The sequence below is a fragment of the Maribrevibacterium harenarium genome, assembly GCF_006385675.1.
GTDB lineage: Bacteria > Pseudomonadota > Gammaproteobacteria > Pseudomonadales > Marinomonadaceae > Marinomonas > Marinomonas harenarium.
The window spans coordinates 25,354-48,187 of record NZ_VFRR01000006.1; the positions used below are offsets into that span (position 1 = coordinate 25,354).

A 22,834-nucleotide genomic window follows, 5' to 3' on the forward strand; every position below is an offset into this window, starting at 1 on the left:
TTATTATCCGATCATCACGAGTTTTTTTTAGCCGCCAATTGAAAACCATGCTCAACTGTATAAGGGGGAACCCAATCAAGCATTTTTTTAGTGTGCTCGATGTCGAGCTGCAAAGACCCAACCAAGCGATCCACTACGGCCTCTTTCTTAAAAAGTTTGCCCGCCAATTTGAAACACCACACTGGCACAGGAAGCGATAAGTTTGCTTTACCCTGAACCTTGGCCATCAAAGCAACCATTTGAGCCGTGGATAAATCATGATCATCCGATACTAAAAACACTTGGTTTGCCGCGTTGGAGTGATCAATACACACCTTAATCAAATCCACCAAATTATACACAGAAACCAAACTACGTTTATTCTGATTAATAGCTCGAAATGGCAAGGGAAAACCTTTACCAACCAGTTTCATCAAAGACGCAAAATTGGCCTTTACCCCTTCACCGTAAACCAAAGGAGGGCGGATAATCACAATCTCCATGCCCGTTTCTTTGCCTAACGCCAAAAGCAGTTCTTCGGCTTCGGATTTAGATATGCCGTAAGGGTCTTCAGGCCTACGCATATCAGAAGCCATAAAGGGTTTACGATCCGAAGTAGATTCACCGTTTACCTTGATCGAACTCAAAAAGATAAACCGTTTCACACCCGCCTCGGCGGCCTGGCGTGCCAGATTAGCAGTGCCAGCGGTATTCACATCCCTAAAAGTACTTAAAGGATCACAGCTGCTTTCATCCATCACATGAACGCGAGCCGCTGTATGAATGACAACATCAACATTATGCAGGTAAGCTGAGTAATCTGTAGTTCTGTCTATCTCTGCCTGGCAAAATATACCTTGAGTCTGCTGCGGATCTTTCCGGCTCAACAAACGAAGCTCTTTGGTGTGCAAAGCAGACACCAGGGCCTTGCCAACAAAGCCAGTAGCCCCAGTAAGGAGTATTGTTTTATTAAGCATCATGCCTCACCAAACTCACTATGTCCTTAGCCATTTCAGCCATAATTTGCTGGCGGGAGAACCTGGTAATAAATTCTGTTCTTGGACTTACCCCTAATTCCAAAGTATCAAAAGAGCGATAGGCTTCTTCGTCATTCCCGGGATAAAAAACAGAGGAATTACTTACTTCTTCTTTCAGAAAGTCAGCAGCATAACCAGAAACACCAGCCCACACAGGCTTACCTAAAGCGGCATACTCAAATATCTTTGATGGCAACACTTTACGAAAAGCGGGATAGTCATTTAAATGTAAAAATAAAATATCAGCGTTTTGATATTCGCGAATTAATTCATTACGACTAACGGGGGGTAATAACTCAACATTAGAGATATCTATTAAATGCTGCTGAAGAACAGCCTTGCGCCCACCATCGCCAATGACTCTGAACCTGGCTTTTCCTTCCAGACGTTTCGCTAATGCAGGCAGTATAGTGTGTAACCCCTGCCCTTCGCCAATATTACCGGCATAAAGCACAGTCACCAGACCTGAAACTTCAGAAACCACCGAAGATTGTGGAGCAACAGCCAGAAATTCATTATCAATACCATTGGTAAACCATCGGTATTCAGCCTTAGGATAACGACTGGAAAAATAGTCGGCAAAACCTTTGGAAACTAAATTAATACGTTTAGCCCGACCAAAAGCATAAGATTCAACCCAGGAAAATACCGGTTTTGCCAGCCAGGTAATTTTAGTCGGCAATACGTCTTTAATGGTATCCACAAAGATATCTCTTATATCCAGATACAAAGGCAACTTCTTAGCAGAGGCTATGCGTGCGCCAAGAAATGCGGTAAATAATCTGGATGAAGTTGCAAACACTAAATCATACTGCTTATCTTTGGAAATTTTTAAAGCTTGCCTGTAAAAAGCGGTAAAGGCTTTGATCTGATCCAGCATGCCACTTTTATGAGAAGGCAAAGCAACACGATGAATCTCAACACCGCCTGTTACTTCATGTTCTGGCGCCTGAGCAGAAAAAGATGCATAACGATTGGGCAAAGTGGTGATCACTTCCAGTTCCACATCTTTTTGTTGATTCAACTGTTCAACTAATGCTGTGCAACGGAATGAACCCGCACATAAATCAGGCTGGTAATAAAACGACAACACAAGAACTTTCAAAAGCTTATACCTTCACTAATGTAACAGAGGTAGCCAACTCATTCGCTTTGAACTGAACTTCAATTTTTAAAGAAGGCACGGACTGACCAAAACGAGGATGCCAAGTGGTTTTTATGATCCGGCAGCCAAAGGCTGATTTAAATTGAACGACTTGACCTTTTGGTAAAGTTAACATGATATTCGTATCGTCTTTTTGTACTGCTGTGATGTCCGGATGCAAATGAAAGTGAGCTACCGCACTATGGAAACGTCCGATCAAAATGTCTTTAACCTGCAGTTTTTTTGGCATCATAGACACAGAGCGTCTGTGCACTACTTTGTCTGATAATCTGCAATATCCGTCATGGGATGCCGTAAGAGTCACTACTTCAGATGAAACACTGCTACTCTCTAAGGTTGCTTTAGCACGGCGTGCAACTCTGAAGCCACTCCAAACTTCGGAAGAGTCAACTCCATTCACAACAACTGTATTGTGTGCGGCGGTTTGGCGTTGCCTTAAACGTTCGGCACCGACACCATAAATCGAAGTTCCCGAATTCACGAATACACGCTGCAGACCCAACGACCATTCGAAACTTAAACTATCAGCATGAGCATGGCCAGGCAAGTAGTCAGGCCCTACCTGAGCGTGATCAAAAATCAAGCTATGATCAGGCATAGTGATTTTGCTATAGCCGCTCTCCGATAAAGTGTGCAGTGGCCTTGGTACAGATTCGCTAACAAATAGACCTAGTGACTGAGCATAAACAAATATTTGCTGCGGTGTAGCAGCTATACCTATGGCACTGTCGTTAAAAAAACTAACCTCGCCGTCCGGATGAAGCATCGTCTTGAGCCAGATCAAACCCTTTCGTGCAAAATCTGACCAAGACTCTACCCTTGTATTCAACTTAGTATTTCCGGACAACTGAGCTAAATGCAGTAACTCAAGTAAATCCCAAAGTAAAATACAATGATACATAGGGCTAAGTTCAAAATGCCCGCCGTCTTTCAGAAACTGCTCTGGTATTTCGCGATCAAGGATTTTTAATCCTGAATCAAGGTATTTATCGGCGGCAATCCCTTTAAGGAAACAACCGGAGAATACCAGTGCTTTGCCATTGGCAAACAAGTGGTTTCCTAAAATATGATATTCAAGCTGTTTACTCAGAGCTTTTGCCTGAAGATCTATACTTCGGATAATTTCGGGCTTATTCAGTTTTGATCTGTTGTACCACTTAACCCAATTCACCAACCGCAAAGATAAAGGATAAGGCTCCCAACCATTGCCTGATACTGCAGGATTTTCCTCTATCCAACGCTCTACCAGAGCAAGTTGTGTTGCGGTTCTTTGCTGACTGCCTCGGGCATTCAAGTCATCGAAATAGTGCAGGTTATACAGCCAGAGTTTTTCAAAGGCAGGACTATTCCAGTCCTGAGCTGACTGAACCTGACCGGACAGGTTCAGAAAACAAACCTGGTTACCGCCTAAAAATGACGGCTCAACGACCTCTGGCCCATACCAGATCCAATCGGCTGAACTGAAGGAGGTCGAATCAGACGAAACGTGCCGCAATGGAAATAGCTTATAGAGAACTCTATAAGCTATTTGTTCAAAGCGTAGCGGCCTTACTGTATGGTAAAGCCGCTGAAATTTAGTGAGCAGCTGCATCCTTAGCCCTGTTGTATTCTTAATTGTTCTGCTATTTCAATAGACACTCTTGCCACTTCAAACACTTCATCAGCTGGAATTGGGCACTCTTTGCCTTCATTGATAGCAGCTAAAAAGGCCTGACAACAAGCGACTTGTCCTTTGTCCTGACGCCACAAATTCATTTTCGAGAAACGAGGCCAACCGAAACCTTTTAGTTTCAGGAAATTATCCAGTTGCAGCACTCGTCCAGCTGTAAACACTTCTATTCTCTCTTTCGGAAAGCTTGATGAGCCATTTGCAAAGTAATGAATGGTACCAAAGGATCCATCTGCAAAACCTAAAATAATGGCAGCTTTGTCTTCAGTTATGGCCTGATGTGAGTTGTCACCCATACGTCGAGCCTGAACAGATATAATTTCTGAGCCTGCCAGATAACGCATTAAGTCGATGAAGTGGCAAGCTTCACCTATGATTCGACCACCACCCACCGCATTATCCTGAGTCCAGTGATCTTCAGGAATGGCGCCAGCGTTCATGGTCATAATAAAAGACTTAGGCTCTTTCACCGCATTGAGCAACGACTTCATCTTTTGTATTTGCGGAGAAAAACGACGGTTAAAACCAAGCATCAACAACTGCTTGCCCTCAGTTTGACGATACGCAGCTTCTACTTTCGCCAGTTCTTCTTGGGTGATCGCCAGTGGCTTTTCTACAAATACGTGTTTGCCATGTTTTAAAGCTTGTTCTGTGAAATAAGCATGACTGTTATGTTGAGTAACAATAACTGCAGTGTTTATTTGCTGGTTTTCTAGTAGAGCTTGTGTATCAGTAGAAGCGTTCGCAAAACCTGATTTTTCACCATGGACAACACTATTGATCCCCCCAGAGGTGCTAATAGTATGAAGCTGAGCACCTGCAGCTTTAAAGGCAGGGATCAGAACTCTGGAAGCGTAATTTCCAGCACCGACAAAGCCCAACGTTGGCTTATCTGGGGCAAAAGAAGTTTGTAACAAGTTAACTGTACGAACGTGGCGCTGCTTAAACTCGCTAGGGTACTTTAATAAAATACCTAGTGCTGTTTTATCTTCGGTTAACACTGAGTAAGCATCAGCAGCATTTTCGAATATAAACCTATGTGTAATCAAGGCTTCGACATCTAGCGCACCTGCAGCCAACATATCAAGCACAGCCTCAAAGTTACGTTGCTCAGTCCAGCGCACAAAAGGCAACGGGTAATCTAAGCCTTTCTTCTCATAATCTGGTTCGTAGCGGCCAGGGCCGTAAGAACAAGAAACCTGAAAGCTTAATTCTTTTTCATAAAAATCAGCCCGATTTAGTTCAAGGCCTGTGACACCAACTAACACAATACGGCCACGTTTACGGCTCATTCGGGCAGCTTGGGTTACAGGATCATTGGATTTGGTTGATGCCGTAATAATAACGGCATCAACACCATGACCCCGGCTAAAGGCCATACCAGCTGCGACTGGGTCTTCGCCAACACCTGGGTTACAAATTTCGGCACCAAATTGTTTGGCAAGCTCAAGTTTACGTTGATCAAAATCTATAGCCAGTACCCGACACCCCTGGGCGCGTAACAACTGTACTGTTAATAGACCAATTAGCCCCACACCTGTGACTACTACCGACTCGCCTAAAGTTGGTTCAGCTAAACGTATACCTTGTAAGCCTATGCTGGCGACTACAGTAAAGGCAGCAGCTTCGTCACTGACGTTATTCGGGATTTTGGCGCATAAATTTTTTGGCACTCTTGCCACGTCTGCATGCGGACCATTAGAAAGCACACGTTCACCAGCCTTAAACTGCTCGGCGCCTTTACCAACGGCTTCTACAACACCTACATTACAGTAACCCAAAGGCAGTGGCTGCCCTAACTTCGAGCGAACAGCATCTACAGTGGTCAATAATCCATCAGTTTGTACTTTCTCGAGTACCATTTTTACTTTTTCGGGTTGTTGTCTGGCTTTGTCAATTAAAGACGCCTTGCCGAAATCGACAAGCATACGCTCCGTCCCCGCAGAAATCAGGCTGCAGGTCGTATTGATCAGCAGATGCCCGGAACTCACAGAGGGTGTAGGAGCTTGAACAACTGTCGTTGCGCCTTTTGCAAGGTCTTGGAGAATTTGCTTCATTGTTAAGCCTTTCGATAAATATTGAGCTAACGAGCTGGGGTCAGCACTTATTGAGTGATTTTTTGTCTTCTACAGAAGGGTAATTGATCAAAACTGCCTTGTAGGTACCTTTAAATACAAACAAACTACCCGCAGCAACGCCTATAATTTTATGTTCATCAATTACCGACTTGATGTCGCTTAGAGAACCAGCCCCTCCAAGTACAGTGAGTGGAATATCTATTGCTGCACGAATTATTCTGATCAATTTATGATCATAGCCAGCCATTTTACCGTCATTATCAATAGAGTTAACGACGATCTCACCTGCGCCTAATTGCTGAGCTTTTTTAGCAAGTTCTACTAAATCACCTTTAACTTTCTTTGTGCCGTTGTAAACATAACAATCATAGCCCCCAAAAAGTGTTTTCTTAACGTCCAGAACAACAACTACACTCTGTCTGCCGATGGCACTGGCGATCTCTGATATCAACATTGGGTTCTCAAGTGCAGAGGAACTTAACGCTACCTTTTCGACACCCAAATTACTAATCTTCACTGCCTGTTCTACAGTTTTAATGCCACCGCCATAACAAAATGGCATCCGACATTCAGTGGCAAGATTCTCAATCATCTTGTAGTCAGGTTCACGATTGTCTTTAGACGCATCAATATCCAAAACGACAAGCTCATCGACTAGCTTTTCATTGAAAATTTTTACTGCGTTAATCGGGTCGCCGACATACTTAGGATCTTTAAAATTGACCGTTTTAACCAGTCCTTTATTTTTAACAAGCAAACATGGAATGATTCTTGAGCGCAGCATATTTATAAATTCGCAAAATTTTTAAGGAGTAAAACTCCGTTTAACAAACTTTTTTCAGGGTGAAACTGAAATCCGTAGATATTCTCTTTATGCACAGCACAAACAAACTCACCTGCATACTCAGATACCGCAAGTACATCCTGAGGATTATCAGCATCAAAATAGTAAGAATGCAGGAAGTAAAAACCCTGCTCATAATCAATACCTGAAAAAATGTCCACATCCTTTTTAGCGCGCACCTGATTCCAGCCCATGTGAGGAATTGTAGGTTTGTGATTTAGCTTACTGGCATCGATCTTCTTAACTTTCCCTCCAATCCAGCCTAACCCCGGCACTGAGCCTTCCTCGCTGGAGTTAGCCATGATCTGCATGCCTACACACACACCTAATACAGGAACCTTCTCGCTCAAAATCAAATGATCAAGTTTTTCACGCATGCCAGAATCATTCAGTAACTGCATCGCATAATCAAAAGCGCCAACACCAGGTAAAATCAATTTAGTGACAGATTCAAAATCATTAATATTTTTAACCTGTTTAAAAGGAATGTTTAACTGCTTAAATATATTAGCAAAAGCGCTAATATTACCTAAGCCATAATCAATTATGCCGATCAACGTTTGCCTCCTTTCTCAAGTCCGAAGGCTCTCATTACTTTAGCACCCAAATCGTAGATACTCTGTTGATTTTTATAATCTTTATACGTTTTATTAGGCGCATCCATGTAACCTTGCAATTCTTGAACGGTAATACCCAACTTAGTAGCGATATACTCAAATTCATTTGCGATACTTTCTTCATCATAGGCAGGCTGTTGAAGTTTTTCTAATGCTTCCTCACGAGTCATTTGCCCAGTCAAAATTAGGCTTGAGTACTGTACCTTACGAGTGTCATATCCAAATTTTTTTGGAAGCCAATAAGCCTCATAAAACTTTGTAAAACGAGATTCAAAATGTTTTTGCGCATAGCGCTGATAACCGAAATTATCAACCAGAAACCGTGTCGCATCTTCTTTATGGTATGGCATATAGTCGAGAGGGCGAATTAACTTAATACCACGGATATATGGTAAATAAACCTTATGCCAAAGAATATTGGTAACAGGGTAGTTCTTTAAGGGAATGGTGCCGAACTTTTTATGGATATCTACTAGCTGTGTAGCATCGGATTGGTAATACATCCACTCCAAAGGATTACGAACACACTCTGTGGAATAGTTACCGCCAGTTAATATGTAATTGACTTTGTACTTTGAAGCAAATTTATACATAGTAGCAAAGAAAGCATGGTCCTGCGGACTATCAATATGCGAGACTCCAGACTTGATAAAAGCTAATTGCAAATCTTTCATTTCTTCCCAATCGATTACTTCTGTATAAAGATCAAGACCTAAATTATCGACAATTTTCTCAATGTTATTAACAGCAGTTTGAGAATTCCAGCCAGCATCAACATGAAATACTAAGGGTCGGAGCCCCAGTTTTTCTTTAGCTAAATATGTAAGATAAGAACTATCTATACCACCACTCATACCGATGATGCAGTCAAAGTCTTTACCTTTACCTTCAGCTTTAATTTTATCAGCTATCGCTGTAATCTGGGCTACTCCCTTTTCATCTGTATGCCAGTTGGGTTTTATATCTTTATCAAATGTTAAACAATGATCACAGACACCGTTTTCATCGAAGGTAATCTTTGAATCCGTCGTGTCCATCACACAACGTGTGCATATCTGATAACTTCTCATAAATGACTCCCCTTAACTCCAAACCTTAACATACTTACGATACTCTTTATGAGCTTCGCGAGAGTACTGCCATTTTAACTTCCCAGGTAGCATTCCTGTTGATGCGTGACAATGGTGAGTAACTGAGATACGCGGCTCATAGTACGTTTTGAAACCTTTTTCCTCAAGCTGTTTTGCCAAGAAATACTCCTCATACATAAGGAATGTTGGCGCCCAAAGTTCGTCAAAATACTCAAAAAACTTTGGTGTTAAAATGTAGCAAGCACCATAACCTTGGTGTATTTCTTGAGCAACCTCATGCTGTTGCTCATCTTTACGATCGGTGAATTTATGTGTTAGCTTCGCCAATCGAACGATTAAACCAGCCATTAGATAACTTGAGTGATAGAGATCGTAGATAAATTCACGCTTTTTGCTGATACCGGAGATAACATGAGGGTTTTGTGGAGTACCATCTAACATTCTAATATTTGGTGCCACTACTGGGTATTTTTTCAATACCGTTTCACAACTAGCAACCCTCTCGAAAAAATCTGACGGGACAACAATATCGTTATTACCAACTACAAGATACTTGGCATCTTTAAAATACTTTCGAACATAATTAATACCTATGTTTAAACCAGAAAAATAACCAACATTCTTTTTATTTTTTATAACAACAACATTACTTCTAGACGAAAGCTCATCGAGCCCATCTAAATCTTCTGGCATCGAGTTATTATCTACGATAACAAAAGTAAAATCAGCTGAATTACTCCGACTTATGGAATCATACATCTTTTTAGAAAAATGTGCGTTATTAAAATTTGTAACTATAAAATATATCAAAATATCCGCCAATATAATAAACAGCATACTAAAACTGAAAAGGTAAGCTTAACATTAGAAAACCGAACATGATGAAAATAAAGCGAAAGGTAAGATAAAGCACTACCACGCGCAGCCATTTCAACTTGCAAAAACACACTACTCGGCAATTTCAATCTACTATCCTTAACAATGGAAAGAAACAACCTCATCTGTTTTTCACTTTTAGCTATCATATTAAGCACCTTGCCATAAGAACTAAGCTTGAAAACTCTAAACAACAAACCTTTACTTCTTATTGCAGAACCAGATACGTTAGATTGATGCTGTCTGTAATATATCGTCGAGCAATCATCATAAACAATAGTTCCAAAATATCTAGCAAATAGTGCAAGCCACCAATCATGCATTGCAATACAGTCATATCTTCCTTGAAGGTTATTAATTGCAAGATCTCTTAGTTCCCGATTGAATGCAGAAGTACAACCTACAACACAATTTTGTATTAGCAATGAATTATTCTGAAAAAACTCATCCGGTTTAACATTATCAAACTTATGAAAAGAATCACCAATAATATTCAGCTTGCTGTCTACCAAGGTAAGATCGCTGTGATATAAAACAGGAGTTCCCTTTTGACAAGTGAGACTATCGATGCACAATATTGCTTTTTCTATTTTATCATTAAACCAAACATCATCTTGATCGCAGAATAAATAATAGTCTGCCTGAATCGCGGTCAGTAGTCTTAAAAAAGAAGATGCCGGACCTACGTTTCCCGCATCATCACTTATTACTTCCACATCTAAGCCATCATAAGATGCAATCATATTTAATGTCTCATCAGAAGAACCATCATCCCTTACGTATACCGTAAAATTTGAATAAGTTTGCTCTACCAATGAACGCAACTGTTCCTCAAGAAAAACAGAGCCATTATACGTAGACATTAACACAGCAACTCTTTTATTTTTCATATTAAGTAGCCCAACCAACTACTATATTCAAAAATGTACCCTTCTGCTTCGTAATTTTTCATATCAAGAATATTCCAGGTACTAAAAAGAAAAACAACAAAAAGCATACAAAACAACCTTATAAAAACACCAAATCTATAGAAAAACAAAGTCATAGTAACAAGCATAAAAAAATCTGAAACAACCATGGACCTATAATACAAAAGAGGGACAAAGGAAATAATAAGCGAAATAGACACTAACAAACTCGAATACATTGCGAGAACTACATCAAACTCACTAAAGCTTTCCTTAAAACATAATATCAGAACAACAATAGTGAAATACATCAACACCCTAAGATAAGAAAAAAGCCCTATTGATGAATCAGGATCATTTAAATACCTAAACAATCTCTTTACGATATATATATCAGAATCAACTGAATAACTTATAGACGGAGATAACACCTTGTAAGAAAGCGCAATTACAATTGACACTAGAAAAAAAAGCACACCAGCTCTAAAACTGAAAAACCTAAAAAACACCACAATTAAAAAAATCAAACTAAAATATTGAAAAAACGAAGCGAAGATAATAAAGAAGTAGAAATGATTCCTTTTATTTTTCAATTCAAAATACACTGCCAGCATTACAAATGCAGATGATAGTGCCCACCTTAGCTCTATAAACTCTACTGTTATGAAGTGTAGACATAGAAATAAAGAGAACGCAAATACATAATTACTCACCAAACGAGAGCAGACATATACTTTAATGCCAACCGAAAAAATCGAGAACAAAACAGTAACCGCTACAAATTCAAATCCAGTTGCTTTTATCAACGAGGTAAACAAAAGATAACCAGGCTCACCATACAAAACAAAAACATCAGTTAAACTTAGATCTGAAATTGAGGGTGTTTCATTAAACAAATCAACATAAGGGCCATAATCAACATCCGCATAATATCTAGTACCGGCAACTAGAGTTGTTGCAAGAAAAATCAATAAAGAGATTACCAATTTTGAACTTTTAAAAAAATCAGCAAAAAAAGAAAGACAGACAAAAAACACTGGCAAATTGAAAAAAATCATCTTTCTCGTCCTAGCCGAAATGACATAAATATCAACAATAAAAAATCCATAAAAACACGAAAAACCCAAGAATAAGCTGCTCCAATAACACCATATGACGTTATCATCCCATATAATAACGGCAGATATACGACTAACTCAATCAGATGTAACTTAGCAGTTACATCTGATCTACCAAAGCCCTGGACATAGGAAAATGGCAAATAAGCCAGACCATTAAAAAAAACACCTACACAAAGAATTTTTAAAATTTCATAACTTGATAATGCAAAACTAACTGAAACCCAAATCGACAAAAGCTCGTATGAAAAAATAAAGACTATGATTAATGGGATTGAAAAAACCATTGCAAGTAATAGTAGAGATTTAATCAACAGTTTAAATGCTGACTGTGTTTTGCCTGTGGCTTGCAGCTTAGAAAACTCCGGAAATAGCACACCACTAATTGCAGAAGGCAAAACCAGTGCTTTTGTAATCAGATCAAAAGGTACAACATAATTTGTTACTGCACTTACTGCCACTTTCGCTCCAATGAAAAATCTATCCATATTTACCATTATTGGACTAATGATATTTGTCGCTGTCATCCAGCCACCAAATGACAACAGCAGCTTAAGTTCGTTTTTATCTATAGTTTCAAAGAAGCTAATCTTTACAACTAGATTAACTGATATAAAGAACAATAAAAACTGCAAAAACCTTATAAAAACTAGGGAGCCAAAAATCAAAACAAGTGAATTTGTAAAATAGGAAACAATTGCCGGAACCACAAAAAGCAAGATTCCACTTGGAATTGTCACGAAACTTATCCTCTTGAATAACTGATAAGCTTCCAATACTCCTCTCAATCCTATCGATAGTATTACGAATGGCAGACCTACACTAAGCACTTTTATTGCCAATGATGCTTCACTTTTAAGCTCAACTGATACCAACAATACATCTTTGGTTAGGACATCTGAAGCTATAAAAAAAATCAACAGCACAAAACAACTTATATAAAGTAAAAACTTTAAAGCTGTATTTATTATCTTAATAGAAGATAGTTTCTCAGCATTTCTCTTTGCAACTATAAACGTAATCGCTCGACCTAAACCTAAATCGAATAAACTAAAATAACCAATAACAACCCAGGCAATAGAAAGAAAACCGAACCTTTCATCTCCGAGCTGCTCTACGAGTATCGGAATACAAATCAATGCGGCTAACAAAGGTAGTATTTGGCCAGAAAAATTCCAGATTAAACTATTTATTAGCCTATGCCTACCAACCTCTTTTGCCTTCAACCATATACTCATAAATCTGACACTAAACCTGCAGCAGAGTCTTTTGGTGACGTTTTAATTTCAGAAATATTAGGCCAATTTATATTTAGCTCAGGATCTGACCAAAGTACTGAACCTTCATCCGCTGCATCATAGTAATCTGTGCACTTATATTCGAAGTCTGCAGTATCCGACAAAACTAAGAATCCGTGTGCAAATCCCGGGGGCACCCAGAACTGCTTTCTATTTTCTTCAGATAGTATAACGCTCTCCCATTTACCGAATGTGGGCGATCCTTTTCTAATGTCTACAGCAACATCAAACACCTCACCACGTACAACCCTTACTAGTTTTCCTTGTGGTTTAGTTTTTTGAAAATGTAGACCACGCAAAACACCCTTACATGAACGAGAATGATTATCTTGAACAAAATCTAGATCTATTCCCAACATTTCCTGGTAACGTTTTAGATGAAAAGTTTCAAGAAAAAATCCACGCTCATCTCCGAAAACAGCAGGCTCAATAATTTTTACCTCTGCAATTTCTGTATCTATAATTTTCATAGCGTTCACTTGTATAACGTTAAGTTGTTTAAAGCTGCTTGCCAATTGGACGGCATAACGCCAAAGGCTTGCTCTATTTTACTGCAGTTAAGCTTAGAAAATGCCGGGCGCTTAGCAGGCGTTGGGTATTGGGATGTGGTTATTGCATTTACCCTCGGCGCATGTGCGACAAGCTGCTGGTCAGCCGCTTGCTGAAAAATACTGCAGGCAAACTGATGCCAGCTTACATAAGGCGCACCGCTGTAATGGTAAACACCAAAGCGTGGTTCATTTTCAGCACTCAGTTGACACACAATGCTGATAATGGCATCAGCAATATCGCCTGCATAAGTTGGCCCACCTACTTGGTCGGCAACAACAGCAAGCTCCGGGCGACTTTGCGCCAGGCGCAGCATGGTTTTGACAAAGTTGTTGCCATGCTCGGCAAATACCCAGGCGGTGCGCAGAATAATGTGTTTTGCACAATATTTTACAACTGCCTGTTCGGCATTTAATTTGGTTTTGCCATAGATGCTTTGCGGGTTAGTGGCGTCAGTTTCTACATAGGGTTTATCGCTTTGGCCATCGAACACATAATCGGTAGACACATGTATTAACACTGCATCTAACTTAGCTGCGACTTTCGCCAAGTTTTGTGGGCCTGTTTCGTTGATCGCCTTGGCGAGTTCTTGCTCTTGCTCAGCTTTATCTACCGCGGTATAAGCGGCGGCATTGATTATGACATCAGGGGCAAAAGCTAACAGGGTTTGTTCAACCTGTGCATTATTGGCAATATCAAGAGCTGCACGATCTAACGCTAATAAGGTAACCTTATCAACAAGCTTTTTAACTAACTGATAACCCAACTGGCCGTTCGCGCCTGTTAGCGCAACTTTTAACTGTGGCGTTAGCTGCATGATACTAACCGGGTTAGATACTGACCGTATTCGTTCTTTAGCATCGGTTTGGCTAACTGCAGCACCTGCTCGGTGGTTAACCAACCATTACGCCAGGCAATTTCTTCCAAGCAAGCAATTTTAAGGCCTTGTACATGCTCGATGGTTTGTACAAAAGACGAGGCCTCGTGCAGACTTTCGTGGGTGCCGGTATCTAACCAAGCGAAACCACGCCCCAAAATTTCGACATTTAGCTTGCCAGCTTCTAAATACATTTGGTTAAGCGCGGTTATTTCCAACTCGCCACGGACAGAAGGTTTAACCTGTTTTGCCATCTCCACTACATCATTATCATAGAAATACAAGCCAGTAACGGCATAATTAGACCTAGGTCTAGCTGGCTTTTCTTCAATAGAGACGGCTTTCATGTCTTTGTCAAACTCGACCACACCAAAGCGCTCAGGGTCTTTGACCATATAACCAAATACTGTTGCACCGCTATCACGCTCCACAGCATTTTTTAGTGTTTTTGAAAATGATTGACCGTAATAGATGTTATCGCCCAGTACCAAACAGACATTATCGTTACCAATAAATCCTTCACCAATTAAAAATGCCTGCGCCAGGCCATCCGGGCTGGGTTGTACTGCATAACTAAAATTGACACCAAAAGCACTACCGTCACCCAGCAAACGCTTAAAACCGTCTATATCATTGGGGGTGGAAATAATTAAAATGTCACGGACACCCGCCAGCATTAATGTTGATATTGGGTAATACACCATGGGTTTATCGTAAATAGGCAGTAGTTGCTTAGATACACCGCGGGTAATGGGGTACAACCGTGTACCTGATCCGCCTGCCAATACAATACCTTTATATGCCATACTTTAAGCTCCCTGCCCTAAACGTTCCAATTTGTAGCTGCCATCCAGCACGGCTTGCCACCAATCTTTATTGTTTAAAAACCACTGCACCGTTTTGCGTAAACCTGTTTCAAAGGTTTCTTCTGGTTTCCAACCTAATTCACGCTCTATTTTACTGGCATCAATGGCGTAGCGCAGGTCGTGACCCGGCCGATCCTGTACGTAAGTGATTAAGCTCTCGTAGTTTGAGATATTCAGAGTTGAGTGAGAAATAGGCGCAAGCTCTTCCAAGATGGCGCAGAGGGTTTTTACCACATCAATATTTTGTTTTTCATTATGACCGCCAATATTGTAGGTTTCGCCGACCACACCTTTGGTTACTACCTTATATAAGGCGCGGGCGTGATCTTCTACATACAGCCAATCGCGAATCTGGTTGCCTTTGCCGTATACTGGAAGCGGCTTACCTGCCAGAGCATTTAAGATCATCAGCGGTATTAATTTTTCAGGGAAATGGTAAGGGCCATAATTATTAGAGCAGTTAGTGACGATAACCGGCAAACCGTAGGTGCGCTGCCAGGCACGCACTAAATGGTCTGAACTAGCTTTACTAGCCGAATAGGGGCTGCTGGGGGCATAAGGCGTAGTTTCAGTAAACAAATCATCAGTGCCGTGAAGATCGCCATACACTTCGTCAGTAGAGATATGGTGAAAGCGAAATGCCTGCTTATGTGCTTCGGGTAAACCTTTCCAGTAATTTCGCGCAGTTTCCAGTAGTGTGTAAGTGCCAATGACATTGGTCTCAATAAAGGCCGCAGGACCATCGATTGATCGGTCTACGTGGCTTTCAGCCGCTAAATGCATAACCGCATCTGGCTGGTGTTTAGCAAATAACTCTGTCATTGCTTCAGCATTACAAATATCTGCTTTTTCAAACACATAGCGGCTATCTTGCGCAACATCGGCAACCGAATTTAAGTTACCAGCATAGGTAAGTTTATCGACATTCACTACCGAGTCAGCGGTATTTTTTATAATGTGCCGTACAACCGCCGAACCAATAAAGCCAGCACCTCCTGTTACTAACAATTTCATTACCAGATCCCTCTACTATCAACTACTAGTCCAGCGGTAGGCTTGATGGACTTGAACATTTTATGGTCTACCAGCAAGACATGAATATCAGCCTCCGAAAAAGCTTGTTCAGCACTGAACAACATTTGCCCAGCCAGTTTTGCTGGTAATTGTGTGATATTCGGTTCAACAAGCAGCACATTACCGTTATGCAGCGCAATAAGTTGCTGTGCAATGGCCATAGCAGGGCTTTCCCGCAAATCATCAATATCTGGTTTAAACGCTAGGCCGTAGCAAGCTATCGTTACATCCTTAGCTGTTTTATCTGGATTCGCTTGTAGAAAGTCTGCAATCGTAATCTTAACCTTATTAATCACCCAGTCTGGCTTGGCATCGTTTACCTTGCGGGCGGTATGAATAAGTTTGGCTTCATCTGGGGTTTTGCTAACAATAAACCAAGGATCAACCGCGATACAATGACCACCTACGCCAGGCCCTGGCTGTAAAATGTTGATTCGTGGATGACGGTTCGCGAGTGAAATCAATTCCCACACATCAATATCAAGCTTGTCACAAATAATAGAAAGCTCATTAGCAAAGGCAATTTGCACGTCACGGCATGAGTTTTCCGTTAGCTTTGCCATTTCTGCAGTGCGAGCATTGGTAATAACGCATTCACCTTGAACAAAGGTTTTATATAATTCAACAGCGCGAGCAGAGCATTTTGCCGTCATACCACCTATTACGCGATCATTCTCTACCAATTCACGTACCACATGACCTGGCAAAACACGTTCTGGACAGTGGGCGATATTGATATCTGCATTTTCTCCTGCTGATTGCGGGAAAGTTAAATCAGGGCGTGCAGCAGATAGCCATTCGGCCATTTTCTCGGTTGCGCCAACAGGAGAAGTCGATTCTAAAATAACTAAATCGCCTTTTTTAAGTACTGGCGCGATCGCTCTGCTTGCTGCTTCTATATAAGAAAGATCGGGCTCTGGGATATTACCTTCCTCGTTAGGTAAAAATGGTGTCGGTACAGCAATCAAGAATGCATCAGCTGACTCAGGTTTGGTCGTTGCCTTTAAATAGCCTTCCGTTACAGCTGCATGAACCATCATATCTAAATCTGGCTCAATAATATGAATTTCACCTCGATTAATAGTATCAACTGCTTTTTGGTTGACATCGACACCTATAACGTTCTTTTTACGTGAAGCAAACATTGCTGCTGTTGGTAAGCCTATGTAACCTAGACCAATAACTGAAATAGTTTCAAATGACATTATTGAATATAACCCTAATTAAATTTTAATAGTTTAAAGCTCTAAAGAATCCAAAATACGCTTACACGCTTGCCCGTCACCATAAGGGTTATGTGCAAAGCTCATTTCTGTATATGCTGCGTTATCAGTGAGTAACGTATCTAATTGGGAAACTATAGCTTGAATATTTGTTCCAACTAATTTAACCGTACCAGCCGAAACTGCCTCGGGCCGTTCCGTAGTATCGCGCATAACTAACACCGGTTTGCCGAGTGAAGGCGCTTCCTCTTGAATACCACCTGAGTCAGTCAAAATGACATAAGCTCTATCCATTAAATAGATAAACGGCAGGTAGGTCTGTGGCTCAATTAAAATAATGTTATCTATATCACCCAATATACGATTTACTGGCTCACGCACATTTGGGTTAAGATGCATTGGATACAATATCTGAACATCTGGATGATGCTTTGCAGTCTGAGCAAGCGCTTCACATATACGCTCAAAACCACCACCGAAACTCTCACGGCGATGCCCCGTAACTAGTATGAGCTTTTTAGACTCATCTAAAAATGGGAATAGACTTGCTAGTTCTGCCTTTAGGCTTGGATTAGCGTCTATCTTGGACTTCACCATTAGCAACGCATCTATTACGGTATTGCCAGTAACGAATATGCTGTCTTCAGAGTAGTTTTCTTTGAGGAGGTTTTGTTTGGACGTTTCGGTGGGAGCAAAGTGATACTTAGTTAGTGCTCCTGTAAGCTTACGATTAGCTTCTTCTGGCCAAGGTGAGTAGATGTTTCCGGTTCGCAAACCTGCTTCTACGTGACCTACTGCAATTTGCTCGTAGTAAGCGGCTAAGCTCGCTGCAAATGTCGTAGCAGTATCTCCATGCACCAAAACTACGTCTGGTTTAAATTCCTTCAGTACAGGCGTTAACTCCCTAAGGATTCGACTGGTCACTTCTGGCAATGTTTGCCCAGCCTTCATTAGGTTTAGATCATAATCAGGAGTAATCTCAAATAGTTCTAAAACCTGATCTAACATTTCCCTATGCTGTGCTGTTACACATACTTTTGCCTCGAAACGCTCGTCAGCGGCTAGCGCGTGAACTAGCGGAGCCATTTTGATAGCTTCTGGGCGTGTGCCAAATACAGTGAGTACTTTTCTCATGCTTGCCTTATCGGTAACTAATAGTTCCAGTATCTTTAGTGTTATCCTGCACTTCCCGCCTAAGCATTTCTATCTCGGCAGTCAGTTCTTCGTGTTCTTTTATTTTTCGCTTTAAAAAGCGTTTTGTTAGTACTGCCTTTTCTTCTAAGCCATGTAGGGTCAGGAGGTATAAATAGCCGCTTTTTTGTGGGTTGTTTTTGAAGTTTTCGGCTTTGACTAGGCCCTTTTCCATTAGGGCTTTTAGGCAGTAGTTGGCCTTGCCTAGGCTGATGCCAAGGCGCTTGGCTAGCTCCCGCTGGCTTAGCTGCGGGTCGGCTTCTAGTTCTTTTAAAATTTTGTAGCGGTACTCTTCCGTTAGCATAGTTGGCCTTTGCAGTATTGGGCTGGCGGTTGGCTGTGCTGGTGTGGCTGTGTAAAAAGCGTAGAAGAGTAAATGGCGAATGTGACAGTTTGGTGAACGCGCGCAGATGCTGCCGGAGTGGTGGGCAGATGGGTAACGGTTGTGTCAAAAACGCGGGCCACGGGGTACTTCCTTGCCAGTTGGCGGTTGTGTTTGCTACTTGCTGTGTGTTCAAGAGGTGAACAATGATATTACAGGAGGTAATGTTGTGTAAATAAAGCGCAAGGGATTTTTGTGGATATGGGGGGAGTTTTGATTGGGGGCAAGGAAAAGTGGGGAGGGTTGGGTATTTTTGCTAAGGGGTAATGGGGTCAGACCCTCCTGCAAGTTGGGTTGGTTTTGGCTGATTGCCTCATTTAGGAGGGTCTGACCCCGAGCGTGTGGCGGGGGTCTGACCCCGCGCGAGGAAGAAGGAGAAGGATGATGTTTGAGGTTAAGCACCATGGTGCGGTAGACGGTGTGACTGGGTCTTGCCATGAGTTGGTGGTGGATGCTGGGAATAGTGTGTTGGTGGATATTGGGTTGTTCCAGGGGGCGGAGGTGTCTGGCTCTGGGGCGGGTGCGGCGCAGTTGGCGGTGGAGTTTGATATTGCGACGGTGCGGGCGTTGGTGATCACCCATGTGCATATCGACCATGTGGGGCGGCTGCCCTATTTGCTGGCGGCGGGGTTTGCGGGGCCGATTATTTGTAGTGTGCCGAGTGCTAGGTTGTTGCCGTTGGTGATCGAGGATGCCCTAAAGGTAGGGGTGACGCGCAATCAAGGGATTATTGATGCCTGCTTGGCGCGGCTGGCGGAGCAGTTGGTGCCGGTGGAATATTATGAGTGGGTTGAGGTGGGGTTGGTTGAGTCACCCTATCGTTTGCAAGTTCGGTTGAGCCCGGCGGGGCATATATTGGGGTCGGCTTATGTGACTTGTCGGGTTAGAAGGGATTTATCGCCCAAAGGATTGGGTTTATCGCCCAAGGGATTGGGCTCGTACGATGTAGGAGGCCATTCTATGGCCGATGGATCTATCGCTCAAGGGATTGAGCTCGTACGAGGCCATTCTATGGCCGATGGATCTATCGCTCAAAGGATTGAGCTCGTACGAGGCCATTCTATGGCCGATGGATCTATCGCTCAAGGGATTGAGCTCGTACGAGGCCATTCTATGGCCGATGGATTGGGGGAATCGCCCAAGGGATTGGGCTCGTACAATGATGTGGCTGATGGATTGGGAGAGTCGCCCAAAGGATTGGGCTCGTACAATGATGTGGCTGATGGATTGGGAGAGTCGCCCAAGGGATTGGGCTCGTACAATGATGTAGCCGATGGATTGAGAGAATCGCCCAAGAGATGGGATGTGGTGTTTTCGGGGGATTTGGGGGCACCGTATGCGCCTTTGTTGTCTGCGCCGCGGTCGCCCTATCGGGCGGATCAGTTGGTGTTGGAGAGTACCTACGGGGACAAGAATCATGAGGATCGCCGTTCCCGGCGCAAGCGTTTACAAGGCTGTATGGAGCGGGCGTTGGCGGATGGGGGTGTGGTGCTGGTGCCGGCGTTTTCTATTGGTCGTACTCAGGAGTTACTGTACGAGATCGAGGCGATTATTCATGCCAATGCGGAGAAGGATATCAGCCATACGGCCTATGGGCGGGCGGTGAATTGGTCGGAGTTGGATATTATTATTGATTCGCCGTTGGCGAGCGAGTTTACCGAGGTATATCGGGAGCTAAAGCCCTATTGGGATAAGGAAGCCAAGCGGCGGGTGGAAGGTGGGCGGCATCCGCTGAGTTTCGAGCAGTTGACCACCATCGACAGCCACGAGCTGCACTTGCAGACGGTGGCGTATTTGGCGAAGCAAAAGCGCCCGGCCATTGTTATCGCCGCATCGGGCATGTGTGCCGGTGGGCGTATGGTGAATTACCTAAAGGCCCTACTGGGGGATGCCCGCAACGATGTGGTGTTTGTGGGGTATCAGGCTCAGGGCACGCCGGGGCGGGATATTCTCAAATACCACGATCGGCCTGGGGGCTATGTGATGCTGGATGGGGAGAAGTACACCATCAACGCCAAAGTGTGGCAAATGGGTGGGTACTCCGCCCATGCGGGGCAGAAAGATCTGGTCAACTTTGTGAAGCGCATTCGGTATAAGCCGGTGCAGGTGAAACTGGTACATGGGGATGGTGAGGCTAAGCGGGCGTTGCAGGGGGTGTTGCAACGGGAGTTGCCGGGGACAGAGGTGGTGGTGTAAACAAGGGGTCAGACCCTCCACTCATGGGGTCAGACCCTCCAGCTAGATAAGTTGGTGATGGCTGATTACATCACCTAGGAGGGTCTGACCCCGGGTAACGGCGGTTTACCGTGGTGGCGGGGGTCTGACCCCACGCATAAACTGTAGCCAACCTCGACATATACTTACGCGTGTGTATAATTTATTTGTTCAACGAGAAGGATATCGTTATGAACTCAAAAGATCTGATCAAGCTTTTGCTTGCCAACGGGTGTGTTTTCGTCCGCCACGGCAAGTGGGCTAGGGGTCAGACCCCCTTGGCTTATCGCAGGTTTTGGCGGTTTACCCTGGTGGTGGGGGTCTGACCCCGGACGGTACTTACGTGAGGTGGTTATGTTGTTTATGGTTGGTATCGAAAAACCTGAGAATAAAAACAGTGCCTGGGGCATTGTTGTTCCCGTTTTTGAAGAGTTAGGTTATGGCTGTGTTTCCGCGGCAGACAGTCAAGCTGAGTTGTTGTACCGCGCCAAGGAAGCGATTTTGACGATGGCCGAGGAAGTCATCGCTGATGGCCATATGATCTCGGCTTTGGATCGTGGATTCGCCGATTATCAAGCGGATTACCCTAGTTTTGAACGATGGTTGGCAGTAGAGGTACCCGTCGAGGGGCTAAAAGGGAAACAGAAACGGGTGAACATTACCCTTCCAGAGCCATTGCTGGCGCGAGTGGATGCCTATGTCGGATTTCATAATGAGTTTAAAGATCGATCCGACTTCTTAGCCAAAGCAGCGGATCGCTTTATGCAGAATAGTTAGGTTAAGAGGGTCAGGGGGTCAGACCCCCTTGGGTTACCGCTGGTTTTGGCGGCTTACCGAGGTGGCGGGGGTCTGACCCCGGGCAAGGGAGGGTCTGACCCTTGGTGAGTGTTATCTTGGCAATCCTCTATTATCTAGATCTGTATTTATCGCCTCAGCTACGCTGATCAAGAAATCGAGATTGTCATGCGCTGTCTGTAGAGCGTCTACGAGTATATTCAGGTCTTCGATATATTCGTGGATCATCTGATTTCTGAGTTGACGCAACTCCAGCCATCTATCCACAGAGGGTAATACACCAATTTTTTCGGCTTTATCCAAGTTATCGATTGCTACGTTGGTTTTCTCTTCCAAAAAGTCCAACCAAGCAGGCAGCAGCTTATCGCCGACCGTATCTTGCAGGCGACAAAACCGACTAATAAAGGCCTCTAGTTGCTCCGCTAACTCTTCATTGCTACTTAATTGCTCGGCCGACTCAATAGTGAAAGGCTGACTGAACATTTTACCAGCTGAATAGTTTAAATGATGTATTTCCCTGTCGACCACTCGCCTTAAAAAGGCCAATCTTTCTAGTTTATCGATGGCGTTGGTCTTCCGTTTCACAAGGCAACTCCTTTGCTTTTCGCTATCTGATGTATGGGTAGGCTTTGCAGGTTTGGGGCAGAAAGCAGAACATCTACCTTACGACCTTGAAACACTCGAACAAGGCGTGCGCTTATTTTTGCTGACACTAAAGCAGGGCGCTCCACTTCATAGTTTAGGCTAATTAGCAAATCTACATCTCCGCCTTTTTGGCTATCATCAACACGAGATCCAAATAGCGTGATCGTTGCCTCTTCGCCGACTACGGCGGCCACAACTTGTTTAATCGCTTGCAGTTGTTTGTCAGTCAATCTCACTTTGGTTGTCTCGCTGTGATTATCTGCACTCAAGGGGTCCACTCAAGGGGTCAGACCCCCTTGGGTTACCGCTGGTTTTGGCGGTTTATCTCGATGGCGGGG

Annotated in this window: 22 protein-coding genes; 2 read left to right on the forward strand and 20 right to left on the reverse strand. The window is 43.0% G+C overall.

Going from position 1 to position 22,834, the window contains the following annotated elements; all coding sequences use genetic code 11:
* Window positions 1-14: 14 nt before the first annotated feature.
* The 18 genes from FJM67_RS04865 to FJM67_RS04950 are packed head-to-tail and all read right to left on the reverse strand — an operon-like array spanning window position 15 to window position 18,764.
* Window positions 15-959, reverse strand: coding sequence for a UDP-glucose 4-epimerase family protein (locus tag FJM67_RS04865; RefSeq protein WP_235889986.1), 945 nt, complete (start codon window positions 957-959; stop codon window positions 15-17).
* On the reverse strand, window positions 949-2,121 hold the full coding sequence (locus FJM67_RS04870; RefSeq protein WP_140587554.1) for a glycosyltransferase family 4 protein: 1,173 nt from the start codon (window positions 2,119-2,121) through the stop codon (window positions 949-951). Before FJM67_RS04870 ends, FJM67_RS04865 begins: the two co-directional genes overlap by 11 nt.
* A 4-nt stretch (window positions 2,122-2,125) precedes the next feature.
* A complete protein-coding gene (locus tag FJM67_RS04875; protein ID WP_140587555.1) occupies window positions 2,126-3,772 on the reverse strand; it encodes a heparinase II/III family protein in 1,647 nt (548 codons plus the stop codon).
* A 2-nt stretch (window positions 3,773-3,774) separates the two neighbouring features.
* Window positions 3,775-5,907 carry a bi-domain-containing oxidoreductase gene (locus tag FJM67_RS04880; protein WP_140587556.1) on the reverse strand — a complete coding sequence of 711 codons (2,133 nt, stop codon included), beginning with the start codon at window positions 5,905-5,907 and terminating at the stop codon, window positions 3,775-3,777.
* 40 nt (window positions 5,908-5,947) lie between these two features.
* Complete coding sequence (locus tag FJM67_RS04885) at window positions 5,948-6,712, reverse strand: AglZ/HisF2 family acetamidino modification protein (RefSeq protein WP_140587557.1); 765 nt, start codon at window positions 6,710-6,712, stop codon at window positions 5,948-5,950.
* A 2-nt stretch (window positions 6,713-6,714) separates the two neighbouring features.
* Window positions 6,715-7,329, reverse strand: coding sequence for an imidazole glycerol phosphate synthase subunit HisH (gene hisH, locus FJM67_RS04890; RefSeq protein WP_140587558.1), 615 nt, complete (start codon window positions 7,327-7,329; stop codon window positions 6,715-6,717).
* Window positions 7,326-8,459 carry an N-acetyl sugar amidotransferase gene (locus tag FJM67_RS04895; protein WP_140587559.1) on the reverse strand — a complete coding sequence of 378 codons (1,134 nt, stop codon included), beginning with the start codon at window positions 8,457-8,459 and terminating at the stop codon, window positions 7,326-7,328. Before FJM67_RS04895 ends, hisH begins: the two co-directional genes overlap by 4 nt.
* Window positions 8,460-8,471: 12 nt before the next feature.
* Complete coding sequence (locus FJM67_RS04900) at window positions 8,472-9,317, reverse strand: glycosyltransferase family 2 protein (RefSeq protein WP_140587560.1); 846 nt, start codon at window positions 9,315-9,317, stop codon at window positions 8,472-8,474.
* Window positions 9,287-10,246: a glycosyltransferase family 2 protein gene (locus FJM67_RS04905; RefSeq protein WP_140587561.1), complete on the reverse strand. Its 960-nt coding sequence runs from the start codon at window positions 10,244-10,246 to the stop codon at window positions 9,287-9,289. The genes FJM67_RS04900 and FJM67_RS04905 overlap by 31 nt, the downstream gene beginning before the upstream one ends.
* Complete coding sequence (locus FJM67_RS04910) at window positions 10,243-11,322, reverse strand: EpsG family protein (protein ID WP_140587562.1); 1,080 nt, start codon at window positions 11,320-11,322, stop codon at window positions 10,243-10,245. Before FJM67_RS04910 ends, FJM67_RS04905 begins: the two co-directional genes overlap by 4 nt.
* Window positions 11,319-12,620: a flippase gene (locus tag FJM67_RS04915; RefSeq protein ID WP_140587563.1), complete on the reverse strand. Its 1,302-nt coding sequence runs from the start codon at window positions 12,618-12,620 to the stop codon at window positions 11,319-11,321. The genes FJM67_RS04910 and FJM67_RS04915 overlap by 4 nt, the downstream gene beginning before the upstream one ends.
* The gene (gene rfbC, locus FJM67_RS04920; protein ID WP_140587564.1) at window positions 12,617-13,150 is read right to left on the reverse strand and encodes a dTDP-4-dehydrorhamnose 3,5-epimerase; all 534 of its coding nucleotides are present in this window, start codon (window positions 13,148-13,150) and stop codon (window positions 12,617-12,619) included. The genes FJM67_RS04915 and rfbC overlap by 4 nt, the downstream gene beginning before the upstream one ends.
* A gap of 5 nt (window positions 13,151-13,155) precedes the next feature.
* On the reverse strand, window positions 13,156-14,046 hold the full coding sequence (gene rfbD / locus FJM67_RS04925) for a dTDP-4-dehydrorhamnose reductase (protein ID WP_140587565.1): 891 nt from the start codon (window positions 14,044-14,046) through the stop codon (window positions 13,156-13,158).
* Window positions 14,037-14,912 (reverse strand): glucose-1-phosphate thymidylyltransferase RfbA, encoded by an 876-nt coding sequence (gene rfbA / locus FJM67_RS04930; protein WP_140587566.1) that lies wholly within the window; start codon window positions 14,910-14,912, stop codon window positions 14,037-14,039. The genes rfbD and rfbA overlap by 10 nt, the downstream gene beginning before the upstream one ends.
* A gap of 3 nt (window positions 14,913-14,915) precedes the next feature.
* Window positions 14,916-15,986: a dTDP-glucose 4,6-dehydratase gene (gene rfbB, locus FJM67_RS04935; protein ID WP_140587567.1), complete on the reverse strand. Its 1,071-nt coding sequence runs from the start codon at window positions 15,984-15,986 to the stop codon at window positions 14,916-14,918.
* Window positions 15,986-17,251 (reverse strand): UDP-N-acetyl-D-mannosamine dehydrogenase, encoded by a 1,266-nt coding sequence (gene wecC / locus FJM67_RS04940; protein ID WP_140587568.1) that lies wholly within the window; start codon window positions 17,249-17,251, stop codon window positions 15,986-15,988. Before wecC ends, rfbB begins: the two co-directional genes overlap by 1 nt.
* Window positions 17,252-17,284: 33 nt before the next feature.
* Entirely contained in the window at window positions 17,285-18,403 is a 1,119-nt protein-coding gene (gene wecB, locus FJM67_RS04945) for a non-hydrolyzing UDP-N-acetylglucosamine 2-epimerase (RefSeq protein WP_140587569.1), read from the reverse strand.
* A 7-nt stretch (window positions 18,404-18,410) separates the two neighbouring features.
* On the reverse strand, window positions 18,411-18,764 hold the full coding sequence (locus FJM67_RS04950) for a MarR family EPS-associated transcriptional regulator (RefSeq protein ID WP_140587570.1): 354 nt from the start codon (window positions 18,762-18,764) through the stop codon (window positions 18,411-18,413).
* Between the two features lie 459 nt (window positions 18,765-19,223).
* On the opposite strand from FJM67_RS04950, the gene FJM67_RS04955 reads away from it, so the two are divergent.
* The gene (locus FJM67_RS04955; protein WP_235889987.1) at window positions 19,224-21,038 is read left to right on the forward strand and encodes an MBL fold metallo-hydrolase; all 1,815 of its coding nucleotides are present in this window, start codon (window positions 19,224-19,226) and stop codon (window positions 21,036-21,038) included.
* A 372-nt stretch (window positions 21,039-21,410) separates the two neighbouring features.
* Window positions 21,411-21,833: a type II toxin-antitoxin system HicB family antitoxin gene (locus FJM67_RS04960; RefSeq protein WP_140587571.1), complete on the forward strand. Its 423-nt coding sequence runs from the start codon at window positions 21,411-21,413 to the stop codon at window positions 21,831-21,833.
* 111 nt (window positions 21,834-21,944) lie between these two features.
* Here FJM67_RS04960 and FJM67_RS04965 read toward each other — a convergent pair whose 3' ends face one another.
* Together FJM67_RS04965 and FJM67_RS04970 are read right to left on the reverse strand one after the other, a co-directional pair.
* Window positions 21,945-22,436 carry a hypothetical protein gene (locus FJM67_RS04965; RefSeq protein ID WP_219845890.1) on the reverse strand — a complete coding sequence of 164 codons (492 nt, stop codon included), beginning with the start codon at window positions 22,434-22,436 and terminating at the stop codon, window positions 21,945-21,947.
* Window positions 22,433-22,765 (reverse strand): nucleotidyltransferase domain-containing protein, encoded by a 333-nt coding sequence (locus tag FJM67_RS04970; RefSeq protein WP_219845892.1) that lies wholly within the window; start codon window positions 22,763-22,765, stop codon window positions 22,433-22,435. The genes FJM67_RS04965 and FJM67_RS04970 overlap by 4 nt, the downstream gene beginning before the upstream one ends.
* Between the last annotated feature and the right edge of the window lie 69 nt (window positions 22,766-22,834).